Origin of the sequence: Flavobacterium anhuiense (assembly GCF_900101855.1) — a bacterium.
GTDB classification, from domain to species: Bacteria; Bacteroidota; Bacteroidia; order Flavobacteriales; family Flavobacteriaceae; genus Flavobacterium; species Flavobacterium anhuiense.
Genome location: NZ_FMVC01000003.1, coordinates 605,549 through 627,563, shown reverse-complemented (window position 1 = coordinate 627,563; position 22,015 = coordinate 605,549). Strand labels below are relative to the sequence as shown.

Genomic DNA, 22,015 nt, shown 5'->3' with positions numbered 1-22,015 from the left:
AGCTTTTTAGACCTCCAGCTAAAGCAGGAGGCAATTCAAAAAGAACTTTGCGTCTCTGCGACTTTGCGAGCATTTTCTTTAATTAAAAAAAACTTAGCGAACTTAGCGTAAACCTTAGCGCTCTTTGCGGTTAACCCCGCAAACCTGAAACTTTAAACCTGAAACAAAAAAATATTGTTTGATTTTCATAACTTTGCAAAATGAATAGTCAGACAGAAACTCAGAATTGCGATTTTACTTCAGATTTAAAAATGAAGGGTTTTAAAGTGTATCCTATAAATGGAGATTTCAGTAAAGTTCCCGTTTACAGCCGAAGAGACTTCTATAAAATCTGCATCAATACCAGCAAAAGCATCATTCAATACGCCGACCGTGGAATAGAAACTGACGGAACGATTTTGTTTTTCGGTAATCCGATTATTCCATATTCTTGGGAAACGGTTTCTGAGAAATTTGAAGGTTATGCTTGCGTTTTTACTGAGGAATTTTTTAAAACAAAAGACCGTTCAGAAACCCTTCAGGAATCGCCTTTGTTTAAAATAGGAGGAACGCCAATTTTTACTTTAACTCCTGAACAAAAGGTGTTTATCGATTCGTTATTCCAAAAAATGATTCAAGAATACGAAACCGATTATGCATTCAAAGATGATTTGATGCGTAGTTACGTCAATTTGATTATTCATGAATCTATGAAAATGCAGCCTTCTGAGAACTTCTTTAAACATAAAAATGCTTCTTCAAGAATTACATCTTTGTTTTTAGAATTATTAGAAAGACAATTTCCAATAGAGACAAAAGATCAGCCTTTAGCTTTAAAAACTCCCCAAGATTATGCGCAAAGCCTTTCTGTACATGTGAATCACTTAAATCGTTCTGTAAAAGAAGTTACAGGAAAACCGACAACGGCACACATTACAGAAAGAGTAATCAACGAAGCAAAAGCTTTATTGCAGCATACAGATTGGAGCATTTCTGATATTGGTTATTCGCTTGGATTTGAATATCCGAGTTACTTCAATAATTATTTTAAAAGACTTACAGGAACGGTTCCAAAATCGCTTCGAATGTAAATTGTTTCAATTTCTTAATTTTTTGTTTGAATATTGTTATTTCTGCATTGCAGTATTGCACTACATTTGCCCTGAAATAAACAACGAACCTTTGCATCAGTTTTTTTAATGACTAAATAATACTTCACAAAAGCATGTTCCGCTTTGCATTTAGTTTTAAATTTTGATAATAGAAAAAAATAAAAATCTTTAAAGTATTAATTAAAAGCAAAATCTCCTTCTAAAAAAGAGATTCGTTGTACTGATTATTTCATTCAAATAAGCTTATAAGAATTTTAAAAATTAATTATTAACCTAAAACAACGAAATTATGTCGACACATTTCACTGCTGTAATCGAAGAAGGTAAAATTCCAAACACTTATATGACAGGCGAAGTGTCATATAAAAAGCAGACAAGCGAAATTCACCCTGAAAATACTGTAATAAAAGATATTTCTTTTGAACCCGGAGCGAGAAGCAATTGGCACAGTAATGCGAGTCTGCAATTAATCATTGTAACAGATGGAGTTGGCTATTACCAAGAAAGAGGCGGACAAATTAATCTTATCGAAAAAGGAAAAGTAATTACGGTTTTGCCTGGAGTAGAACATTGGTACGGAGCAACACCAAACACCAAATATTCTCATATCACCATTGTGACAGAAGTAGACAAAGGCTCGGGAGTATGGCTGGATAGTGTTACTGATGAAGAGTATTATTCTTTCTAAGTTTCTAAGACACTAAGTTGCTATCCCGATAGCTATCGGGACTAAGTTTTTTTACGCAGATCTTACTGATTTATAACATATTATATTTTTTGATTAGATAAAAATAATCGAAATTTATATAACTGTTTGCAAATCAGTATAAGTCAGCCGGATTTCTATTGCAATTTTAGAATGGTTTTAAACCTGTCCCGATAGCTATCGGGATGAAACAAAAACAAAACAACAAATAAATTATGGAAACAAAAAACATTAAAGCTTTTGGTACAGAAGCTGCCGAAGCACCATTAAAAACCTTAGATATTAAAAGAAGAGCTGTACAGGCGCATGACGTAGAAATCGAAATTTTGTATTGCGGAATCTGCCACTCAGATTTACATACGGCTAGAAATGAATGGCATGGCACCATTTATCCGATTGTTCCGGGACATGAGATTGTGGGACGCGTGACTAAAGTTGGAGATCATGTAAAAGGCTTCAAAGTTGGTGATTTGGCAGGTGTGGGCTGTTTAGTTGATTCTTGCAGAGAATGTGAACATTGCAAAAATGATTTAGAGCAATTCTGTGATGAGGGAAGTACTCAGACCTTTAATTCTCCAGACAGACACTTAGGAGGTCAAACTTATGGAGGTTATTCTCAAAGCATTACAGTAGACGAAAGCTTCGTTTTGCATATTTCAGATAAGTTAGATTTAGCTGCTGTTGCTCCGTTATTATGCGCTGGAATTACAACTTATTCGCCATTAAAGCATTGGAAAGTTGGTCCTGGTCAAAAAGTTGGAATTGTAGGTATCGGTGGTTTGGGCCACATGGGAATCAAAATAGCTAAAGCTATGGGCGCTCATGTAGTGGTTTTTACAACATCTTTATCTAAAACAGACGATGCAAAACGTCTTGGAGCAGATGAGGTGGTATTGTCTACAGACGAAGCGCAAATGGCAGCGTATGCAAGAAGTTTGAACTTTATTTTAGATTGCGTTTCTGCCGAACACAATATTGACGCATATTTAAATTTATTAAAAGTAGATGGAACATTAACTCTGGTTGGAGCACCAATGGATCCGCTTCCTGTAACTTCTTTCAGCTTGATTTTAGGTAGAAGAAGCTTCTCAGGATCTCTTATTGGAGGAATTGCCGAAACTCAAGAAATGCTTGATTTTTGTGCCGAACATAATATCACATCAGATGTAGAAGTAATCGGAGTTAACGATGTAAATGATGCCTACGAAAGATTATTAAAAGGAGACGTTAAATATCGTTTTGTGATTGATATGGCTTCGCTTAAATAAGATGCTAAGTTGGTAAGATTCTAAGAGACTAAGTTTTTCTTTTGTGCTTAGAATCTTAGCGAATTTAGAAATTAATAAAGCAGAACGATGATCTTAGCATCTCAAAAAAACAACCCCCTCAAGCAATTCAACTCTTGAAGGGGTTTTTAGCAAAGATTTGAGGTTCTTAGACTCAATAGCTTAGAATCTCAGAACCTTAGAATCTTAGCGTCTTAATTCATTTTACTTTTTGTCTAGGTTTTGTTTCAGCATTTTGGCATGTTCCAAATGCGCTGTTAAACCTGCAATATTGTTAGAAGCCCAAGTTCTTATTTCTTGATCGTTAGCATCTTTTGCGGCTTTTTCTAATTTCTTGATCGCTTTTTCGTGACCATCAATCATCATATCAGCGAATTTTTTATCAAAATCAACACCCGATTTTTCGTTTAATTTATTGTATTCTTCTTGACCTTCTTCAGTTAGAGAAGTTGGAAGCGTAAAGTTTTTTGCTTTTGCTAAAGCACTCACTTCAGAAGCCGATTTAGTGTGCTCATCAACAAGCATTTTACCAAATTTTTTCACTTCAGCGTTAGTACTTTTTGTTTGAGCCAGTTTACCAATTTCGATTTCAGCTAAATTAATTTCAGCTTGATCTACTAAAAATTCAGAGTCATCTTCTTTGCTGTCAATAGAATCAAATTTTGTTTCGTTCGCATCTTCTGCAACCTCTTTTGGATCTTCTTGTTTGGTTTCGTTTTTACAAGATTGAAGGAATATAATAATAAGTCCTGCTCCTAAAATGGCTTTTCCGGCTAATAATAACTTTTTCATGATTTTAATAGTTTAATGTTATAATGTAAAATTATAGACAAGTTAAAGGAATGTCTTACAGGATTTTTATAGATTGTTATAGGATTAAAATGTAAATTTTTTAAATTAGCCCTAAAATCAATTTGAGTAGAAAAAGACTTTGTTTTAGATATTAAATTTTCTTTATGTAAAGAATTTGGTATTGTCGTAAGAAATTAAGAGATAAAGAAAATTGGTTAAATTTGAGTGGGCTGATTCGTTGGGATACACCAAAAGAAAATTATATTGAGACTACCGAGATTATAAAAATATTAAATGTGATTAATTATTTTAATTTTTAAATGAAGATTGTTAAGATATTTTCGATATTGGTTCTATTAGGAATGTTTTTTCTATATATAATTTATTTTTCTCCTTTTGTGTTGCCTTGGCAAAAAGAAGAAGCAATTAAATGTGCTTTAAGTTGGGGACAACTTGAAAAACTTCCTGACAATGCAGAAATTATAGATATGGAAAAAAGAGGTTCTATTTTTACACGACAATTTATAATTGAATTTGAAAGTTCTCAACCTGAAATAAAGAAGTGGATGCAACAAAGTAAGGGGTTTCAAAATAATATTCCAAAAATTAGAAACAATACCAAAATATATGAAATTCATCCAAAAGACCAAGAAGCTTATGGAGGAAAAGTTGAAATAACGGGAAATAAAGTTATTATCAATATGAGTTGGAGCTAAAAATAGATTGAATGATGAAACATTTTTTTTTAATTCTAATTTCCTAATTCCTTGTAAACGCATTTAAAACAATTGATTTTGGTGATTTTGAAATTACAGTCTCTTTATATTGATTAATCCCAACTCCAAAAGAGTTGGGATTTTTTACATCTAACATTTTACATTTCTCAAAAAAAAGAAAAATTTACATTTCCACTTTCACAATTCCCATCCTACAAAAATGAAATTTGCGACAAAAATTCTATAACAAAAATTCCTGTGTTAATGATGAATTTTGATATAACAGATTTCGACATATGAAATGTCAAATGTTAACCATAAAAATTAAAGTCATGCCAGATCCAAGAATTAAGAATGAAGAGCAGTATGAAGCATTGGTGAAAAAGGGATACAGCAAAGAAAAATCGGCTCGTATCGCTAATACGCCAAACGCAGGAAAGAAAGGCGGAAAAGCAAAGCCTTATGATGAATGGACAAAAGAAGAACTTTTGAAACAAGCCAGTAAAGTAGGCATAAAGGGAAGGTCTTATATGAACAAAAAAGATTTAATCGAGTCTTTAAGAAATAATTAAAATTAATTCAAAACTATTTTTGCGATAAATTTTTAAATACCATGAATGCGGCGAAAAAAGAAAATTTAATGAATCAGCTAATTAAAGCGCCACATCTAGTAATTGAAAAACTAGACTTAGAATATATTAATGATCATCAATTAACAATTGTTCGCTGCCGCGAAGGAGAAAATTTCGTTTATAAAAAGAACGGAAAAAATGTAAAAAGTAAAAACGAAATTAAACGCATTAATAGTTTGGTGCTTCCGCCGGCATGGGAAAATGTCCGAATAACAGATATTACAAACGGACATTTGCAAGCTGTAGGAACAGATCTTAAAAATAGGAAACAATACCGTTATCATCCGAGATGGAATTTGATTCGAAATCAGACTAAGTTTTATAAAATCGCCGAATTCGGAGCTAAACTTCCAGCAATAAGAAAACAAGTCGATCTTGATTTGGAACAAAAAGAATGGTCTAAGGAAAAAGTAATTGCTTTGGTAATTCGGCTTATGGAGGAAACTCATATTCGAATCGGAAATGAGAAATATGCCAAAGACAACAAATCTTACGGACTTTCGACTTTAAGAAAACGCCACATCAATATCAATAAAAATTCCCTCCGATTTGAATTTGTTGGAAAAAAAGGAAAACAGCATACTATTACCACTCGCAATAAACAATTGGTAAAATTGGTAAGTCGTTGCGAAGAAATTCCAGGCTATGAGGTTTTTAAATATTATGATAAAAATGGCGAACGAAAAGTTCTGGACAGTCATGCCGTTAATGAATATCTGCACAATATTTCGGGCGAATATTTTAGTGCAAAGGACTTTAGAACTTGGGCAGCGTCTATTATTTTCTTTGAAAGTTTAATGGAAATAGGTGTGGCTTCAGATGAAAAAGAAATCAAACAGAATATTATAACCGCTTTTGATCTTACAGCTGAAGCACTTGGAAACACTCGAAAAGTCTGCAAAGATTATTACGTTCATCCGCTTTTGATTTCAACTTACGAAGATGGTTCCATTCAGAAATATTTTGATTTGGCAAAAAAAAGCCGAAGCACAAGAAAATATTTTACAAAATCAGAAATAGCATTTTCTGAATTGATTCAGAATTACGAAATCAATTTAGAAACGCCTTGTTCATAAAAGAGTTACTGCATCTCTCCAAAAGCTTAAAAGTTTGCAATACAAACAAAATCATTATTAACTAAAAAACTATTATTATGTTACGTTGGACAGTCACTTTTATTATTCTAGCCATAGTGGCAGGAATATTTGGTTTCGGTGGAATTGCCGCTGGAGCCGCTAGTATCGCTAAAATTTTATTCTTTATATTTTTAGTTCTATTCGTTATTTCATTAATTAGCGGAAGATCTACAAGGGTATAAAAATCAGTAAATAAAAACAAATTTAAAACGGCACATTGACTTTTATAATGTGTCGTTTTGTGGTTTCTGTAATAATTATAAAACCACGAAAGACGGTAATCCAGTACTGAAAATTATTGGAGATTAAGTAGTTAAATTTTAGACTCAAAAAAAACCGTCCCGTTATATAACGGGACGGTTTTTATTTTCATACGAATAAACGATTAAAATCTGCGCGGATCATTTTCGGGATAACTTTCTTCATCATCATCTTCCTGAACATCATCTTCTACATAATCATTATCATCGTCGTCAATATCTTCTTCGATATAATCGTCATCATCTTCGTCATCATTTTCATCTTCGTCCTCATCGTCAATGTCTTCTAGCACATCTTCGGTTTCGTTAAAGTCATACTCATCTTCTTTTAGATCTGACGGATTGTCGAATTCGTCATTTTCTTCGGCAAAATTATCGTCTTCCAATTCGACTTCATAGATTTCATCATTATTGTCCTCTAGATCTCTGTCGTTATGGAAATCGTCATTAAGGTCGTCCAAATCATCATCGTTTAGATAATCTTCCTGATCTGGATTTGGCTTGTTCGGATTATATCCGTTTCTAACAGTATAGCCACGCTCTGCAATTTCTCGATTATCATTATCCGTTTGTCGTCTATCGTCTTTTAAGTCTTCACCTAAATTTCGATCATCAGAAAAATGATTTTTTAAATCTGTATTATAACCGTTTTTTTTATCGATAGTATTCATGATGTTTGTTTTTTATGATTAATATTTACAAATCTAACACGAAGATGAAGGAATTTCTTATAAGATTTTTTAGTGTAATTCTATAATTAACAGATGTTTAGAATAGAATTTTAATTTAAAATCTTGTAACCTCTCTCGCTATTCACGAAGTAATTTTATCATGTTATTAATCATAAAAATTATTACCATGAAAACTACAAATAGTAAAAATGCAAGTACAGCAAAAGAAAGTACAAAAGACACAACGCCAAGAGGAGTTACAAAGCCAAAATCGAGTGCAGCCTCAGGATTGACTGAATTATTTGAAGAAGCACTAAAAGATATCTATTGGGCGGAAAAAGCGCTGACAAAAGCTTTGCCTGTAATGGTTAAAAATGCTTCTTCTGTTGAATTGAAAGATGCAATTGACAATCATTTAACTGAAACGGAGGAGCAAATTGCCCGTTTAGAAGAAGTATTTAAAATCGTCGGTAAAAAACCAACGGCAAAAAAATGCGATGCCATGGAAGGTTTGATCGAAGAAGCTAAAGGAATGCTGGAAGAAACAGAATTTGGAGTAGTGCGTGATGCAGGAATTATTGCTGCGAGCCAGAAAATTGAGCATTACGAAATTGCTACTTACGGTACTTTAAGACAATTTGCCGAAACTCTAGGTATTCCTGAAGCAGCTACTTTATTAGAGCAAACACTCGATGAAGAAAAAGGTGCTGATAAAACCCTGACAGAAGTTGCTGTAAATGCAGTAAATCTTGAAGCTGCAGAAATTGAATAAGCATAAAAAATAAAATAAAAGTGCAGTTTTAGAGCTGCACTTTTTTTAGTTAAATAAAAAATTGAGTATATGCCCGAAGGTCCGTCAATAGTAATTTTAAAAGAAGAAGTGCAGCAATTTACGGGACAGAAAATAATTTCTGTATCTGGGAATACGCATATTGATATTTCTAGGCTACAGGATAAAACCATTCTAGCTTTTAAAACTTGGGGAAAACATTTCTTAATCTGTTTTGATTCATTTACAGTAAAAATTCACATGCTCATGTTTGGGACATACCGAATAAATGAGCGTAAAGTTTCAAAACCCAGATTGAGTTTAGTCTTTGAAAACGGAGAGCTTAATTTTTATACTTGTTCTGTAAAAATTTTAGAGGGAGACATTAATTCTCATTACGATTGGAGTGTTGATGTTATGAATGAAAATTGGAATCCTAAAAAAGCCCAAGAGAGTATCGAAAAAATGCCTCAAAAAATGATCTGCGATATCATCTTAGATCAGGATATTTTTTCTGGAGTAGGCAACATTATAAAAAATGAAGTTTTGTACCGCTGTTATGTGCATCCAGAATCGATTGTAGAGAAAATTCCGCCTCATATAAAAAGCCAGCTTATTGCTGAATGCTCCACATATAGTTTTGAATTTCTATACTGGAAAAAGAAGTTTGAACTTAAAAAACATTGGGAAGCCTATACAAAAAATATATGTTTACGATGCAATCTTCCTTTCCAGAAAAAGCAGACTGGAGAACGAAAACGCAGAAGCTTTTTCTGCACTAACTGCCAACAATTATATATATGAAAAATCACGTAAAAATAGGCTGTTCCAGTTTTTACAACAGTTTTTGGAAGAACGTTTTTTACCCTCAAAATCTTCCTTCCAAAAAATGGTTTGAGTTCTATTGCCAGCATTTTGACACTTATGAGTTTAATGGCAGTTTTTATAAATTTCCTACCGTTCGTATTTTCCAAAATTGGTACAATAAAACGCCAGAGTCTTTTTTGTTTTCGGTAAAAGTGCCAAAAGAAATCACACATATCAAAAAGCTTATAGACTGTGAAAGCCGTTTGAATGACTTTTATAACATTTGTAAGGAAGGCATGAAAGACAAACTCGCTGCTGTTCTCTTTCAATTTCCGCCAAGTTATGCTTTTAGCAGAGAAAAATTACATGCCATAATCGGAATTCTTAACTACAATTTCAAAAATGTAGTCGAATTTCGCCACGAAAGCTGGTGGAACGATGAAGTTTGGAATGCATTTAAGGAAAACAATATCACGTTTTGCAGTGTGAGTTATCCCAATCTTCCTCAAACTATCTTCAAAGATTTTCCAATACTTTATATGCGTTTTCATGGAATCCCAAGATTATTTCACTCAAGTTATTCTACGGAAGAATTACGGGAGATATATCGCCAGATTCGTTCCAAGAAAGGATTTATTTATTTTAATAATACAGCAAGCGAAGCAGGTATTTTGAATGCTTTAGAATTGAAAAGGATGACTGTTTGATTTTAATTTAGTAATGATGTTTAACCGCAAAGAGCGCAAAGGTTTACGTAAGGCACGCAAAAGAAAATAATCTTAGCGAACATAGCGTAAACCTTTGCGCTCTTTGCGGTTCAAAAAAACCTTTTCGGTTCAAAAAAACCTTTTCGGTTCAAAAAAACCTTTTCGGTTCAAAAAAAACTACAATTTTAAGCTTCCCTCGATTCCGTCATCCATAGTTTTTCCTGTAATAAAAGCAGCTGTCATTTTTGCAATCGCAACCATTTTTCCGTTTTTATTATTCCAGTAGTAACCATCTTCCGGAACTACTTTAATTACGCTTAAATTTGGGTCATCGACACCGCCTGGCATCCATATTTTTACTGCTGGATTCCATAATTTTTCAATTGTTTCTCGATCGTATGAAATACTTGCCGTTCCATGAAGAGTTAAGAATTTATCATGCGGTTCGGCAAAAAAGATTTCAACCATTGGATTCAGTGTGATTTCTGCATTCTGTCCGCTGTTTCTGTCAGATAAGAACCATAGGTTTCCCAAATCATCAATTTTCTGCACAGACATAGGTCGAGATTGTATCCTGTATTCGTTATATGTACAAAACATACACGTTTTAATATGCGCAGCCAGATCTTTTATTTTGTCTACTGCAAATTCATCTGTAAGGTCTTTATGATCGCCCATAACGTTATATTTTTAAGTTGTTTTTTATATTTTAATTATTTGACAAACAGAAGGTATTGTCTGAAAAATATTAAAGTAAAGTTGGAGATTTTTACACTTTTTCAGCTTATATAATTAAACTTATAAATTATGATATTTCAATTTACTTTGTAAGAAATTAAATCTAAATCCTATTTATTAGATAAAATTGCACTATATTTGGGCATATTAAAATTCTAAGCCAAAAATACGATGACAGATTTCACCATATTCTATACTGATGACGACGAAGATGATTTATGTATTTTTGCAGATGCCGTAGAATCTATTCCCCATAATATTAAGCTGCAAACATATTCTGGAAGTCAAAATTTTTTGAATGCCATTTCGGAATCATCTGTTGTTCCATCCGTGATTTTCTTGGATTTAAATATGCCTGGAAAAAATGGATTTGACGTTTTGGAAGAACTTAGAAGTTCTGATGACAAAAAAGACATTCCAGTAGTCATTTATTCCACTTCGAGTGAGCCAGGTAATATTGAAAAATGTCTTAAACTTGGAGCCAATTGCTTTATTACCAAACCCGTTTTAATGAGTGATATTATAAAAGCAATAGAACACGCAATACAAATTGATTGGAAAAAGTTTATCCCGACCCAATCCAATTTTGTATTTAAATACTGATTTCAGATAAATCTGGAATATAAATATTAAAGACAGAACCTTTTCCTTTTTCACTATCAACGGTGATAAAGCCTTTATGGTTTTCTACAATTTTTTTCACAATTGCAAGGCCAATACCTGTTCCTCGATATTCGCTCTCGGTGTTTAAACGCTGGAAAACTTCAAAGATTTTTTCTTTATAAACGAGCTCAAAACCAATTCCGTTATCCGAAACTTGGAGATGGTGGTATTTTTTGTCTTTAAATTCAGCATTTGGAAGCGATTTTCCATCAACTTTTTTAACTGATATTTTTACTTTTGGAGGAACGCCAGGACGTGAAAATTTTAGGGCATTTTCCACCAGATTGTGAAGTAGCTGTCTAAATTGGAACTGTATCAGTGTTGCTTCTCCCAAATCGTGATATTCTACAATGGCATTTTTTTCTTCAATGCGATCTGAAAAATCACTGATTACTTCTTCAGCGATTTCGTCTATTTTAATTTTTGTAAATATGCGATCGGCAGAATTGGCGCGGGAATAGGTTAATAAATCCTGTATTAAATTTTGCATTTTTTTAGCCGAAAACTCAATCCTGTTTAAATAGGTTTTGGCATTCGCCGAAATATTCTGCTCATCCAAATCGGCCAATCGGCTAGCAAAAGTCTGGATTTTACGCAAAGGCTCCTGAAGATCATGACTCGATATATAAGCAAATGACTGCAGTTCTATATTCATATTAACCAGATCTCTGTTTTTGAGTTCCAGTTGCGTTGTGCGTTCAATAATCTGTTCTTCCAACTGATTGGTAAAGTTTTTTTGTTCTTCTATATCGGTACTGCTTCCCACCCACATGGTTACTTTTCCAGATTCGTCCAATTGGGCAACGGCACGGCTGAGCTGCCATCTGTATTCGCCATCATAACGTTTAAATCGGTGGATAAAAAGAAAATCATGTCCCGTTTTTACTGATTCCATCCAGAGTTTTACATTTTCTTCTCGATCGTCTGGGTGCACGATCTGAAGCCAGCCATTCTTTTCAATCTCTTCTTTAGAAAGTCCAGAATAGTTGTAGACGGTTTCATTAAAATAATTTAGATTCCCCAAAGTATCGCTTGTCCAGATAAGTTGGGGCATAGAATCGGCGAGGAGTCGAAACTTTTGCTCGCTTTTTACTAGAACATGCTGCATATTTTTTTCTACAGTTACATCCATTACAGTTCCAATCATTTTTGAAGGAATATTATTTTCATCAAAAAAGATTTTGCCATGCATTTTAATCCATCCAATTGAATTGTCTACTTTTAAAATGCGAGCTTCATATTTGTAAATGCCTTCCTTTAACGCTTTTTCAAAAGCCTCTTTAACAATATGTTCGTCTTTAGGAAGAATACGGCTTCGAACGTCTTCATGTATTATTTTAGTGCCTTTTTCAAATCCAAAGATATCTAGAATGTTATCGCTATAAAGTAACTTTTTGGTTTTAAGATTTAAATCCCAAGTAGCAATTTTTCCAATTTCAGTTGCTAAACGTGCTCTTTCTTCTGTAGTCTCCACTTTTTTTCGAGCTTTGACTTTAGAAGTTACGTCATAAACGGTGCACATAATTCCAGAAGCTTTTCCATTTTTTTCATATAACGTCGTAAATTCATAATCGAGGTAGAATTTTTTAAGCTTTCCTTTAATATTAATATGGGTAACAGCTTCGTTTTCGCTGATTTTTTTTCCAGTTGTGAGCACTTCGTGCAATATTTCAGGATATTTCTGATTGTATAATTCTGGAAAAACCTCCAATAAGGGACGACCAATAAAGTCTTTTTCTTCTTTCTGCCAAATATCCTTCATCATGGCTTTATTGGCCATTTCGATTACATAATCTTTTCCTCTAAAAATTGCCATTGCAATAGGAGATTCCATAACAATATTGCGAAACGCAACTTCATTTTCTGTGAGCAGATGTCTTCCTTTTACATCTTCTGTTACTTCATAAGCCACTACTATGATTCCTGTTATAATATTGTTTTCTTCTTTTAAAGGATAAAAAACGACATTGAAATAGGCTAATTCCTGTTTGTTATATCTATTTAAAGTTACAGCAAATTCATCTTGAGAATAAGGAATTCCAGTTTCAAAGACGTTTTTTAGCAAGGGATAAACAGCTTCTTTAGTTTCAGGAAACGAATCAAAAATGGGTTGGTTTAAAATATCACTTTCTTCTTTGCCTGCAATATGAAGATACGTTGCATTAGCCATTTCAGCAATGAATTCTGGTCCTTTTAAAATACAGATGCCAAGCGGAATTTGTTTTACAGTGTTTCTAAAACGTCTTTCACTTTCTTCCAGATTTTTGCGTGTAAGCACTTGTTCTGTGGTTTCATTGCAGATTACCAAAACACCGTTTGTTTTTCCATTTTCATCATTCACAGGACTGTAGCTAAAAGTCCAGTATACATCTTCCATTTTACCATTTCTGTAAATCGGCAACAATTGGTCTTCATGCCATGTCGCTTCGCCTTTATCAAAAACTTGATCGATTAAAGGTTTTATGAAATCCCAGATTTCTGGCCAGTAATCGGCACCTTTTTCGCCAAGAATAGCGGGATGTTTGCCACCATTTCCTAAACTAGGACGATAGGCGTCATTATAAAAGCATATATGATCTGGCCCCCAAAACAAAAACATGGGGAACTTGGAGTTTAACAGAATTCCTAAAGTTGTACGCAGACTTTGTGGCCATAATTCTACTGGTCCAACAGCCGTTTTGCTCCAATCTTTAGCACGGGTTAGTTGTCCCATTTCTCCTCCATTTGCCAGAAAAGAATAATTTTTACTCATTTAAGGGTTGTATTTATTGGTCTCAAAATCAGCTAATTTTTCAATGTTTTCTAGTGTTTCAAATTAGCCTTAGCTAAAATTAAGAAAAAATAAATATTCATTTAAAAGCGATTTTTGAATGAGGCAACATTAAAATCAATTGAGTTAATTTTATCTTGTTTCTATACGGAAATTTGATAAACAGATAAAGTTAAAAGATATGAAACGAGAAGATTCAAAACATGAAACCGACAATATAAAGAGATATCAGGATGAAGGTTATACTGCTAGTTATCTATTCGAAAATGATCGTTTAATAGATGCAGAAACAAAAGAAGCCTACAAACCTGAAGATATATTTATTGTAGCTCATCATCGATATGAAGGAATGAGCGATCCAGATGATATGTCGATTTTGTATATTATAGAAACAAAAGATAAAAGAAAAGGAACACATTTATTAGGATATGGTCCGATGGCCGATTTAGAAGAAGCCGAATTTTTTAAAGATATTCCGAAAGCCAATTATTCTAAAAATGCTGATATAAACGAATTGACTTAAAAGAATAAAAATAGATTGGTATTTTTATTTTGCTGATGAGCAGTTGTTTCAAATTTATTTGAGGCAGCTGCTTTTTTTTTAGGTTCAAGTTCCTAAGGTTCTAAGATGCTAAGATTTTTCCAGCTTTTTTTGAAAGCTTTTAAGTAACTAAGACTTTGATGGGTAAAATTTTCTATGCTATGAACCTAGAAACTCAGCATCTTAGAACCTTAGAATCTTAGAAATAAAAATTATGAAATTTCTCCGCAAAATTCTATAAAGATTTAGCTTCCAATATAAACGAAATTTGGATTATAGAAATGAAGTAAAAACCAAAGTTAGTTTTTGTACGTAAATAACTACTAACTGATTCATTAAAAACCAAAATTCTAATACATGAAAAAACTTTACATAAATACTGGAAGCTTTGACGCTGTTTTTAATAATTTGAAAGAAAGCTTTGGCGGAGACTTATCTATTACAGCCAATGAATATAGACTGGCGGTAAAATCAAAATGGGCAACTGGGAATATTTCTGGAGTGCGTTTTGAGAAAGAAATGTCGTACCTCAATTTTGATTTGACTTTCAATCAAGATGTTAATTTAAGTATTGAATCCAATCCTTATTTGCCTGTATTTTTTGTGTATTGCGTTAAAGGAAGCGTATTGCACCGTTTTGGAGCAAATGGAGCTGTTAAACGTTTAAAAGAGCAGCAATCGGGTATTATGAGCAATTCGTCTTCAATAAATAGCGTATTGTGCTTTGAAAGCCATAAAAAGATCCAGTTTTCATTAATTGGAATACCAACAAATGTAAATGATGCAGCAAATGCTGATTTTGCTTTTCAGATTAAAAAAAGATTTACGCATGAATCTGGAAATTATATTTATATCGGAGCTGAGGGCTCAAAAATAGGAGAGAAGTTTCAAGAACTTAAAACGATTCCGAAACAAGGAACGGTTCGTTATTTGCTAATGAAAAACATTTTGCGCGAAATTGTACAGTTAGAGATAGCTCAGCATAGTTATAATTATCTGACTCCGTTTGTACCTGTTTTAAATTTTGCGTCTAAACAGCTGACAGAAATCAAAAAGCTATCAGAAATCAATTTCGGACATTTTGTAGCGCCAGTGCTATCTTTAAAAAGAAATTTACAATCAAAAATTCTAAAGGAAAAATATTTAGAATTAGAACCTTACAACCAAAAATTAGCTAGCTAGTAAGCATTATTATATCCTTCACTTTTCAATAAAAAACAGCTTCGATCGAGCTGTTTTTTTCTTTTTATAGGCTACTGCTCTTTTTCAAAATAAATAATAAAATAAACCATAGTAAGATTTAAAATCAGCGAAATGCTGTTGGTGATAATAATCGGCAAATCGTTTTTCAGAATGCCGTAAATAACCCACACCGCGATTCCGAAAGTAAGCGTGCCAAACATTTTAAGCGAAATCTGCTTCACTTTTTTGGTTTTCCAAACCTTCAAAATTTGCGGAATTGTCGATATTGTAACGCACGCTCCAGCAAAAAGTCCTATGATGTCTATATAATTCATTTCTATAAGATTTGTTTTTAAGTTGGTTAGAAAATAATCTCGCAAAGACGCAGAGTCGTGAAGTCTTTCATTAAGTTATAGAAACAAAACTTTGCGACTCTGCGTCTTTCCGAGAGCAAAGCATAAAATCTTGGCTTTGATAGTGGTTAAAAAAGAAAAAGTTTAGAATCTTTTTTAACCTACCAATTCACCTCCATTTACATGAATAAATTGCCCTGTAATATAACTACTGTCTTCAGAAGCTAGAAAAACATAAGCAGGTGCCACCTCAGAAGGTTGTCCGGCTCTTTCCATCGGATTGTCTTTTCCAAATTCAGATAATTTATCGAAGCTGGCTACAATCAAAGGTGTCCAAATTGGTCCTGGCGCTACACCATTGACACGTATTTTCCTTTTTGCCAACATGCTCGAAAGCGAACGCGTAAAACTTACAATGGCGCCTTTTGTACTAGCATAATCCGCTAAATGTTCGCTTCCGCGAAAAGCTGTTACAGAAGTCGTATTAATAATGGTATCGCCTTCTTTTAAAAAAGGAAGCGCGGCCTTGGTAATATAGAAAAACGGATAAATATTCGTTTCAAAAGTTTTATGGAGCTGTACATTTGTTATCTTTTCCAATTCATTTTGAGGAAAATGTACCGCCGCATTATTTACCAAAATATTGATATTTTTAAAAGTCGTATGACATTTTTTGATGGCGGCACGACAAAATTTTTCATCCTTCAAATCACCACTTATTAAGAGACATTGCTGGCCTTCCTTTTCAATTAGATCTTTCGTTTCTTTAGCATCTTTGTCTTCTTTTAAATAAACAATGGCAATATTGGCGCCTTCTCTTGCAAAGTGTACCGCAACACTTCGACCAATTCCGCTGTCGCCTCCCGTAATAAAAGCGGTTTTTCCTAAGAGTTTGCCGCTTCCAGTATAATTTTCTCGTATAATTTCTGGTTCGGGGGTCATCATATATTCGTTACCAGGAAGATTTTGTTTCTGTTCGGGGAATGTTTGTTTCTTTTTCATGATTTCTGCGTATTTAAACATTATATGCTATTTAAAATTAGCTTTAAGCAAAAATTTTGTTTGTCTTAAAAGAAATTTTATTTACCTCAATAAAAAACAAATTGTAAATCACGTATGAAAATACTTCTGTTTTTAAAAAAGGTTCATTTATTAAGAATTTCTAACAGGCTAGGAATCATATATAACGTTCAGAATAGTGTTAAAAGATGGGAATTTTGTAAAGATTTTTGATTTAAATAAAAAAGGTCCCCATTATTTTTTTTATACATTTGAGATTTCCACATCATTTTTTAACAGACAATTTTGCAATTTGTTTAAGAAATAAGAAAATTTTTATATTTTATTTTAAAATTAAGTGTTTTGATTTACAACCGATTTAGTTTTCCGACATGGTATTAATTGTAGACGATATAAGAGCGAATATTATCGCTCTAAAAAAGACATTAGAGCTGCATAATATCGATGTTGATAGTGCTGAATCTGGAGAAGAGGCACTAAAAAAAATCCTTAAAACAGATTACTGTCTGATTATTATGGATGTTCAAATGCCTGGACTTGATGGCTTTGAAGTGGTAAAAATCCTTTCTGGAAATCAGCGTACCAAAGATATTCCCGTAATTTTTCTTTCGGCTCTTAATACCGAGAAAAAATATATTTTTAAAGGTTACGAAACAGGCGCTGTTGAGTATATTACAAAACCTGTAGACTCTGATTTGCTGATACTTAAAGTAAAAACTTTCCTTAAGATTTACGAGCAGCAGAACGAGCTTAAAGCTATGAAAGACCTGCTTTCTAAAGAAATCAAAATTAGAAAAGAAGCGCAGGACAATCTTGAAATTAAAATTGCAGAAAGGACAAAAGAACTGGTTCAGAAAAATGAAGAACTGGAACTTCGAAATCATGAATTACAGCAGTTTTCTTGGGTGGTGTCGCACGATTTGAATGAACCTATCCGTAAAATTCAAATTTTCATCAAAATAATAAAAGACCTTTACTTAAAAGCAGATGATAAAGCGGTAGATTATGTTGATCGAACTATAAAATCTGCAGAAAGAATGCAGACTTTAATTACCGATCTTTTGGCTTATTCGAGACTTTCGGCACAGGTTAAGCCTGAAAAAACAGATTTAAATGTTGTTTTGCAGGAAGTATTGGGGGATTTTGATTATTTGATCGAACGGAAAAATGCCATTATAAAAACCAATGAACTTCCAACGGTTGACAGCATTCCGAGTCAGATGCGCCAAGTGTTTCAAAATCTGATTGGAAATGCTTTGAAGTTTTCTGGAAATGAAGAAAAGCCGGTAATCGAAATCACTTCAGAAACCATTTTGGAGAAATCAATAGAAAGTCCGACTTCTCCAGAAGGTAAATTTTGCAGAATAATAGTAAGAGACAACGGAATCGGTTTTGATGAAATGTATCTGGATCGAATTTTCATTATCTTTCAAAGCCTAAACGACCGCCAAACCTATGAAGGAACTGGAATCGGATTGGCAATCGCGAAGAAAATCATAGAAAAACACAACGGATTAATCACTGCAAAAAGTAAACCGGGAGAAGGAGCAAGTTTTATCATTGTTCTTCCTTTAAAATACGAATAAAAATAACTTAGAATATATGAATGGTAATTTTAAAAGAAATTTATTAATTAGTTCACTAGTATCACTGCTTGTACTTACTGTGAGTTCGGTTGCTTCTTTTATAAGTATTAAAAGTTTACTAAATAGTAATTTCTGGGTCAATCATACTCAAGATGTAATTTATAACCTAAATGAAGGTTCATCGATTATTACCGAAGCCCAAACCAGCATGAGGGGATATTTGCTTACAGGCGACGAACAGTTTGTGGAGCGATTTAATGATGCTGAAAATAAATCAAATGAATATTTCGAAAAATTAGATGAACTCACATCCGACAATCCTTCGCAGAGAAAATTATTAGAAGAGTTGCGAACCAAACGTTCTGGTTTCTTTAAGTATTTAAACAATCAAATTGTAAAAAAACGTTTAAGCAAACAAACGCTTATTTTCGACCTGAATGAAGGAAGGAAAATGATGAATGAGATAAGAGCAATCATCAGAAAAGTAGAAAATACAGAACAAAAACTTTTAGAAGAACGCAATTTAAACTCAGAACGCTACGGCAATTATAGTTTGATTTTAATCGTTGTTGCCTTTTTTATTGCTTTTCTTATTTCTATCGTTTTTATGATTAGAATTCTAAAAGATTACAACGAAAGATCTTTGCTGCAGCATGAGTTGGAGAAAAAAGATAAAGAAACTGCTGAAAGGCTTCAAGTAATAAGCGGTATCGCATCTCAAATTTCTAGAGGAAATTATGACGTTCAGATTGATGATAGAAAATCTGATACTTTGGGAGCTCTTGGAGTTTCTATTCATGAGATGAAAGATTCTTTAAAAAATTCTTTTGAATTATTATCTCAAAAAGAATGGCTTCAGTCAGGAGTCGCAGCTTTGAATGACAAAATGTTGGGCGAAAAGACTATTCAGAAATTATCTAAGGATGTTATCGAATTTTTATGCCAGTACACCAACAGCAGTGCTGGGGTTTTGTATGTTGTAGATGGAGAAGAAATGGCAATTTCCGGAGGTTATAGCTATATACCGAGTAAAAATAGAGAACGCATTAAAAAGGGTGAAGGTCTGATCGGGCAAGCAATTGTTTCGGGTAAAATGTTGGAATTAAAATCACTTTCGCCAGATAACATTCATATCAATTATGCTTTAGGTGAAATTAAGCCTACTCATATTGTGGCGCTTCCGCTAATGGATTTTAAAGTAGAAGGTGCTGTTGAATTGGCGAGTATTTATGGTTTTTCTGTGCTGCAATTAGAGTTCCTGAATATGGTTGCCAATAATATCGGAATTGCTTTGAAAGCGACGCAAAACCGTAAAAGAGTTATGGAACTGCTTGAAGAAACGAAATCTCAGGCAGAAGAATTGCAGATTCAGCATAGCGAATTGGAAGCGATAAATGCAGAATTAGAAGCTCAAACCGAAAAATTGCAAGCTTCGGAAGAAGAACTCCGCGTGCAACAGGAAGAGTTGGAGCAAACCAACGAAGAATTATCTGAAAGAAGCGTTCTGTTAGAAGAGAAAAATACAGAAATTCAGAAAAAATCAGAAGCTTTAGAATTAACGACTCGTTACAAATCTGAGTTTTTGGCCAATATGTCTCACGAATTGAGAACACCACTGAATTCAATTTTATTGTTGAGCCGTCTATTGTCTGAAAATAACAATAAAACGATGAACAATGAAGAAATCGAATTTGCAAAAGTAATTCAGAGTTCAGGAAACAGTTTGTTAGGATTAATTGATGAAATTCTTGATTTATCTAAGATTGAAGCGGGTAAAATGGATCTGGAATTCTTAGATGTTTCGACCAAAGAAATTACAGATAACCTTCATAATCTGTTTTATATGGTGGCAAAAGAAAAGGGAATTAATTTTGAAATTATTGCCAAAGAAGCGCCAATCGTTATTAAAACAGACAAAATGCGTTTGGAGCAGATTTTGAAAAATTTGATTTCGAATGCCATTAAATTCACCGAAAAAGGAACTGTTTCTCTTGAAATCAAAGTAGATACAGACGATGATAAAATAATCTGCTTTATTGTAAAAGATACTGGAATCGGAATTCCGTTAGAAAAACAGCCTTTAATTTTCGAAGCTTTCCAGCAGGCAGACGGTTCGACTAAACGTAAATATGGCGGAACTGGTCTAGGATTGTCTATTAGCCGTGAATTGGCTAAACTATTGAGAGGAGAAATTATCCTGCATAGTAAAGTCAATGAAGGTAGTACATTTACGTTGTGTCTTCCAGTTTTTGGATTCGCGATCAATAAAGTTACAGCAGATAAAATTCCGCATGTAGAAGAAGTCGAAGAAACTGCCGAAATCGAAGAGGTAAAACCAAAATATATCAGCGAAGTCGTTCCTGAAGAAATTGAAGATGACAGAGATTCAATTGTAGAAGGCGATAAAGTAATTCTGATTGTAGAAGACGACATAAGTTTTGCCAAATCATTATTGGCTTTTACGCAGAAAAAAGGATATAAAGGTGTAGTAGCAGTTAGAGGTGATTATGCCTTAAATTTTGCCTTAATCTACAAACCAATCGGAATTTTATTGGATATCGAATTGCCAATAAAAAGCGGTTGGCAAGTTTTGGAAGAATTGAAAAATCATTCACAAACCAAGCACATTTCGGTGCACATTATGTCATCGCACAAATTAAAGCAGGAAAGTTTATTGAAAGGCGCCGTGGATTTCTTAGACAAACCTGTGGCTTTTGATAAAATTCCCGAAGTCTTTATGCGTATTGAACATATCATAAACAAAGAATCTCAAAAGGTTTTAATTATTGAAGATAATCCGAAACACGCTAAGGCATTGGCTTATTTCTTGGAGACTTATAGCATCAATTCTGAAATAAAAAGCGAAGTTTCGGCAGGTTTATCGGCTTTGAGTAAAGAAGATGTAGACTGCGTGATTCTAGATATGGGAATTCCAGACAAACAGGCTTATGATATTTTAGATGGGGTAAAGAAAAGTCCAGGATTAGAAAATCTGCCAGTGATTGTTTTTACCGGAAAAAGTTTATCGATAAAAGAAGAATTAAAAATCAGAAAGTACGCCGATTCGATTATTGTAAAAACGGCACATTCGTATCAAAGAATGCTCGATGAGGTTTCACTTTTCCTTCATTTGGTAGAAGAAAAGAAAGAAGGAAATAATAAAGAAAACTACAAAAAACTGAATTCGCTGAACAACATTCTGTTCGAGAAAAAAGTATTAATTGTAGATGATGATGTACGAAATATATATTCGCTTTCAAAAGCTTTAGAAGCATTTAAAATGAATGTCATTACGGCTTTTGACGGAAAAGAAGCGATTAAAATTTTAGATGAAAATCCAGATACCGATGTGGTATTGCTGGATATGATGATGCCAAATATGGATGGTTATGAAACAGCAGAAAAGATAAGAAGCAACCCTAAATTTCTTAACTTAGCTGTAATAGCAGTAACGGCCAAAGCAATGACTGGCGATAGAGAGAAATGTATTAAGGCGGGAGCCTCAGATTATATTACAAAACCTGTAGATGTTGACCAGCTGTTATCATTGCTGCGAGTATGGCTTTATGATAAAATCTAATCTTTAAAA

General features: G+C 33.5%; 21 protein-coding genes. 15 read left to right on the top strand and 6 right to left on the bottom strand.

Going from position 1 to position 22,015, the window contains the following annotated elements:
* Positions 1-200: 200 nt before the first annotated feature.
* The 3 genes from BLP44_RS10625 (at position 201) to BLP44_RS10615 (ending at position 3,065) form a co-directional block, all read left to right on the top strand.
* Positions 201-1,070 carry a helix-turn-helix domain-containing protein gene (locus tag BLP44_RS10625; RefSeq protein WP_008463179.1) on the top strand — a complete coding sequence of 290 codons (870 nt, stop codon included), beginning with the start codon at positions 201-203 and terminating at the stop codon, positions 1,068-1,070.
* 310 nt (positions 1,071-1,380) lie between these two features.
* Positions 1,381-1,779 carry a cupin domain-containing protein gene (locus BLP44_RS10620; RefSeq protein WP_066034969.1) on the top strand — a complete coding sequence of 133 codons (399 nt, stop codon included), beginning with the start codon at positions 1,381-1,383 and terminating at the stop codon, positions 1,777-1,779.
* A 233-nt stretch (positions 1,780-2,012) separates the two neighbouring features.
* Positions 2,013-3,065, top strand: coding sequence for an NAD(P)-dependent alcohol dehydrogenase (locus tag BLP44_RS10615; protein WP_091132655.1), 1,053 nt, complete (start codon positions 2,013-2,015; stop codon positions 3,063-3,065).
* A 222-nt stretch (positions 3,066-3,287) separates the two neighbouring features.
* Here BLP44_RS10615 and BLP44_RS10610 read toward each other — a convergent pair whose 3' ends face one another.
* Positions 3,288-3,875 carry a DUF4142 domain-containing protein gene (locus BLP44_RS10610; RefSeq protein WP_091132651.1) on the bottom strand — a complete coding sequence of 196 codons (588 nt, stop codon included), beginning with the start codon at positions 3,873-3,875 and terminating at the stop codon, positions 3,288-3,290.
* 320 nt (positions 3,876-4,195) lie between these two features.
* Between BLP44_RS10610 and BLP44_RS10605 the strand changes: the two genes are divergently transcribed.
* The 4 genes from BLP44_RS10605 to BLP44_RS10590 all read left to right on the top strand — a co-directional run bounded on the left by BLP44_RS10605 (position 4,196) and on the right by BLP44_RS10590 (position 6,541).
* A complete protein-coding gene (locus BLP44_RS10605; protein WP_139159198.1) occupies positions 4,196-4,591 on the top strand; it encodes a hypothetical protein in 396 nt (131 codons plus the stop codon).
* Positions 4,592-4,923: 332 nt separating this feature from the next.
* Positions 4,924-5,163 carry a DUF7218 family protein gene (locus BLP44_RS10600; protein ID WP_008463188.1) on the top strand — a complete coding sequence of 80 codons (240 nt, stop codon included), beginning with the start codon at positions 4,924-4,926 and terminating at the stop codon, positions 5,161-5,163.
* A gap of 68 nt (positions 5,164-5,231) precedes the next feature.
* Positions 5,232-6,299: a DNA topoisomerase IB gene (locus BLP44_RS10595; RefSeq protein WP_394363682.1), complete on the top strand. Its 1,068-nt coding sequence runs from the start codon at positions 5,232-5,234 to the stop codon at positions 6,297-6,299.
* Between the two features lie 77 nt (positions 6,300-6,376).
* Entirely contained in the window at positions 6,377-6,541 is a 165-nt protein-coding gene (locus tag BLP44_RS10590) for a DUF1328 domain-containing protein (RefSeq protein WP_008463190.1), read from the top strand.
* Positions 6,542-6,744: 203 nt separating this feature from the next.
* Here BLP44_RS10590 and BLP44_RS10585 read toward each other — a convergent pair whose 3' ends face one another.
* On the bottom strand, positions 6,745-7,290 hold the full coding sequence (locus BLP44_RS10585) for a hypothetical protein (protein WP_008463191.1): 546 nt from the start codon (positions 7,288-7,290) through the stop codon (positions 6,745-6,747).
* A gap of 187 nt (positions 7,291-7,477) precedes the next feature.
* Between BLP44_RS10585 and BLP44_RS10580 the strand changes: the two genes are divergently transcribed.
* From BLP44_RS10580 to BLP44_RS10570, 3 genes are all read left to right on the top strand, one after another.
* Positions 7,478-8,062: a YciE/YciF ferroxidase family protein gene (locus tag BLP44_RS10580; protein WP_008463192.1), complete on the top strand. Its 585-nt coding sequence runs from the start codon at positions 7,478-7,480 to the stop codon at positions 8,060-8,062.
* Positions 8,063-8,131: 69 nt separating this feature from the next.
* Positions 8,132-8,863 carry a DNA-formamidopyrimidine glycosylase family protein gene (locus tag BLP44_RS10575; protein WP_091132643.1) on the top strand — a complete coding sequence of 244 codons (732 nt, stop codon included), beginning with the start codon at positions 8,132-8,134 and terminating at the stop codon, positions 8,861-8,863.
* Entirely contained in the window at positions 8,860-9,573 is a 714-nt protein-coding gene (locus BLP44_RS10570; protein WP_091132640.1) for a DUF72 domain-containing protein, read from the top strand. Before BLP44_RS10575 ends, BLP44_RS10570 begins: the two co-directional genes overlap by 4 nt.
* A gap of 177 nt (positions 9,574-9,750) precedes the next feature.
* On the opposite strand, the gene BLP44_RS10565 is transcribed toward BLP44_RS10570, so the two are convergent.
* Positions 9,751-10,251 carry a pyridoxamine 5'-phosphate oxidase family protein gene (locus BLP44_RS10565; protein WP_008463196.1) on the bottom strand — a complete coding sequence of 167 codons (501 nt, stop codon included), beginning with the start codon at positions 10,249-10,251 and terminating at the stop codon, positions 9,751-9,753.
* A 231-nt stretch (positions 10,252-10,482) separates the two neighbouring features.
* Here BLP44_RS10565 and BLP44_RS10560 point away from each other — a divergent pair, with 231 nt between their 5' ends.
* Positions 10,483-10,914 carry a response regulator gene (locus tag BLP44_RS10560; protein ID WP_008463197.1) on the top strand — a complete coding sequence of 144 codons (432 nt, stop codon included), beginning with the start codon at positions 10,483-10,485 and terminating at the stop codon, positions 10,912-10,914.
* On the opposite strand, the gene BLP44_RS10555 is transcribed toward BLP44_RS10560, so the two are convergent.
* The gene (locus BLP44_RS10555; RefSeq protein ID WP_091132637.1) at positions 10,904-13,726 is read right to left on the bottom strand and encodes a PAS domain-containing sensor histidine kinase; all 2,823 of its coding nucleotides are present in this window, start codon (positions 13,724-13,726) and stop codon (positions 10,904-10,906) included. The genes BLP44_RS10560 and BLP44_RS10555 overlap by 11 nt on opposite strands.
* A gap of 199 nt (positions 13,727-13,925) precedes the next feature.
* Between BLP44_RS10555 and BLP44_RS10550 the strand changes: the two genes are divergently transcribed.
* Both BLP44_RS10550 and BLP44_RS10545 read left to right on the top strand, forming a co-directional pair.
* Positions 13,926-14,267 (top strand): hypothetical protein, encoded by a 342-nt coding sequence (locus BLP44_RS10550; protein ID WP_091132634.1) that lies wholly within the window; start codon positions 13,926-13,928, stop codon positions 14,265-14,267.
* A gap of 375 nt (positions 14,268-14,642) precedes the next feature.
* The gene (locus tag BLP44_RS10545; protein WP_091132630.1) at positions 14,643-15,467 is read left to right on the top strand and encodes a hypothetical protein; all 825 of its coding nucleotides are present in this window, start codon (positions 14,643-14,645) and stop codon (positions 15,465-15,467) included.
* 71 nt (positions 15,468-15,538) lie between these two features.
* Here BLP44_RS10545 and BLP44_RS10540 read toward each other — a convergent pair whose 3' ends face one another.
* Both BLP44_RS10540 and BLP44_RS10535 read right to left on the bottom strand, forming a co-directional pair.
* Positions 15,539-15,802, bottom strand: coding sequence for a SemiSWEET family sugar transporter (locus tag BLP44_RS10540; protein ID WP_008463204.1), 264 nt, complete (start codon positions 15,800-15,802; stop codon positions 15,539-15,541).
* 174 nt (positions 15,803-15,976) lie between these two features.
* The gene (locus BLP44_RS10535) at positions 15,977-16,822 is read right to left on the bottom strand and encodes an SDR family oxidoreductase (protein ID WP_008463207.1); all 846 of its coding nucleotides are present in this window, start codon (positions 16,820-16,822) and stop codon (positions 15,977-15,979) included.
* Between the two features lie 389 nt (positions 16,823-17,211).
* Between BLP44_RS10535 and BLP44_RS10530 the strand changes: the two genes are divergently transcribed.
* Together BLP44_RS10530 and BLP44_RS10525 are read left to right on the top strand one after the other, a co-directional pair.
* Positions 17,212-18,426 carry a hybrid sensor histidine kinase/response regulator gene (locus BLP44_RS10530; RefSeq protein WP_008463209.1) on the top strand — a complete coding sequence of 405 codons (1,215 nt, stop codon included), beginning with the start codon at positions 17,212-17,214 and terminating at the stop codon, positions 18,424-18,426.
* A gap of 16 nt (positions 18,427-18,442) precedes the next feature.
* Positions 18,443-22,006, top strand: coding sequence for a response regulator (locus BLP44_RS10525; protein ID WP_091132626.1), 3,564 nt, complete (start codon positions 18,443-18,445; stop codon positions 22,004-22,006).
* Positions 22,007-22,015: the final 9 nt, after the last annotated feature.

Excerpts from the sequence above, each read along its gene's own strand:
- BLP44_RS10580 (WP_008463192.1), top strand. The coding sequence starts at position 7,478 with ATGAAAACTACAAATAGTAAAAATGCAAGTACAGCAAAAGAAAGTACA.
- BLP44_RS10550 (WP_091132634.1), top strand. The coding sequence starts at position 13,926 with ATGAAACGAGAAGATTCAAAACATGAAACCGACAATATAAAGAGATAT.
- BLP44_RS10600 (WP_008463188.1), top strand. The coding sequence starts at position 4,924 with ATGCCAGATCCAAGAATTAAGAATGAAGAGCAGTATGAAGCATTGGTG.
- BLP44_RS10525 (WP_091132626.1), top strand. The coding sequence starts at position 18,443 with ATGAATGGTAATTTTAAAAGAAATTTATTAATTAGTTCACTAGTATCA.
- BLP44_RS10555 (WP_091132637.1), bottom strand. The coding sequence starts at position 13,726 with ATGAGTAAAAATTATTCTTTTCTGGCAAATGGAGGAGAAATGGGACAA.
- BLP44_RS10530 (WP_008463209.1), top strand. The coding sequence starts at position 17,212 with ATGGTATTAATTGTAGACGATATAAGAGCGAATATTATCGCTCTAAAA.
- BLP44_RS10585 (WP_008463191.1), bottom strand. The coding sequence starts at position 7,290 with ATGAATACTATCGATAAAAAAAACGGTTATAATACAGATTTAAAAAAT.
- BLP44_RS10575 (WP_091132643.1), top strand. The coding sequence starts at position 8,132 with ATGCCCGAAGGTCCGTCAATAGTAATTTTAAAAGAAGAAGTGCAGCAA.
- BLP44_RS10535 (WP_008463207.1), bottom strand. The coding sequence starts at position 16,822 with ATGAAAAAGAAACAAACATTCCCCGAACAGAAACAAAATCTTCCTGGT.
- BLP44_RS10540 (WP_008463204.1), bottom strand. The coding sequence starts at position 15,802 with ATGAATTATATAGACATCATAGGACTTTTTGCTGGAGCGTGCGTTACA.
- BLP44_RS10590 (WP_008463190.1), top strand. The coding sequence starts at position 6,377 with ATGTTACGTTGGACAGTCACTTTTATTATTCTAGCCATAGTGGCAGGA.
- BLP44_RS10545 (WP_091132630.1), top strand. The coding sequence starts at position 14,643 with ATGAAAAAACTTTACATAAATACTGGAAGCTTTGACGCTGTTTTTAAT.
- BLP44_RS10570 (WP_091132640.1), top strand. The coding sequence starts at position 8,860 with ATGAAAAATCACGTAAAAATAGGCTGTTCCAGTTTTTACAACAGTTTT.
- BLP44_RS10560 (WP_008463197.1), top strand. The coding sequence starts at position 10,483 with ATGACAGATTTCACCATATTCTATACTGATGACGACGAAGATGATTTA.
- BLP44_RS10595 (WP_394363682.1), top strand. The coding sequence starts at position 5,232 with ATGAATCAGCTAATTAAAGCGCCACATCTAGTAATTGAAAAACTAGAC.
- BLP44_RS10610 (WP_091132651.1), bottom strand. The coding sequence starts at position 3,875 with ATGAAAAAGTTATTATTAGCCGGAAAAGCCATTTTAGGAGCAGGACTT.
- BLP44_RS10565 (WP_008463196.1), bottom strand. The coding sequence starts at position 10,251 with ATGGGCGATCATAAAGACCTTACAGATGAATTTGCAGTAGACAAAATA.
- BLP44_RS10605 (WP_139159198.1), top strand. The coding sequence starts at position 4,196 with ATGAAGATTGTTAAGATATTTTCGATATTGGTTCTATTAGGAATGTTT.
- BLP44_RS10615 (WP_091132655.1), top strand. The coding sequence starts at position 2,013 with ATGGAAACAAAAAACATTAAAGCTTTTGGTACAGAAGCTGCCGAAGCA.
- BLP44_RS10625 (WP_008463179.1), top strand. The coding sequence starts at position 201 with ATGAATAGTCAGACAGAAACTCAGAATTGCGATTTTACTTCAGATTTA.
- BLP44_RS10620 (WP_066034969.1), top strand. The coding sequence starts at position 1,381 with ATGTCGACACATTTCACTGCTGTAATCGAAGAAGGTAAAATTCCAAAC.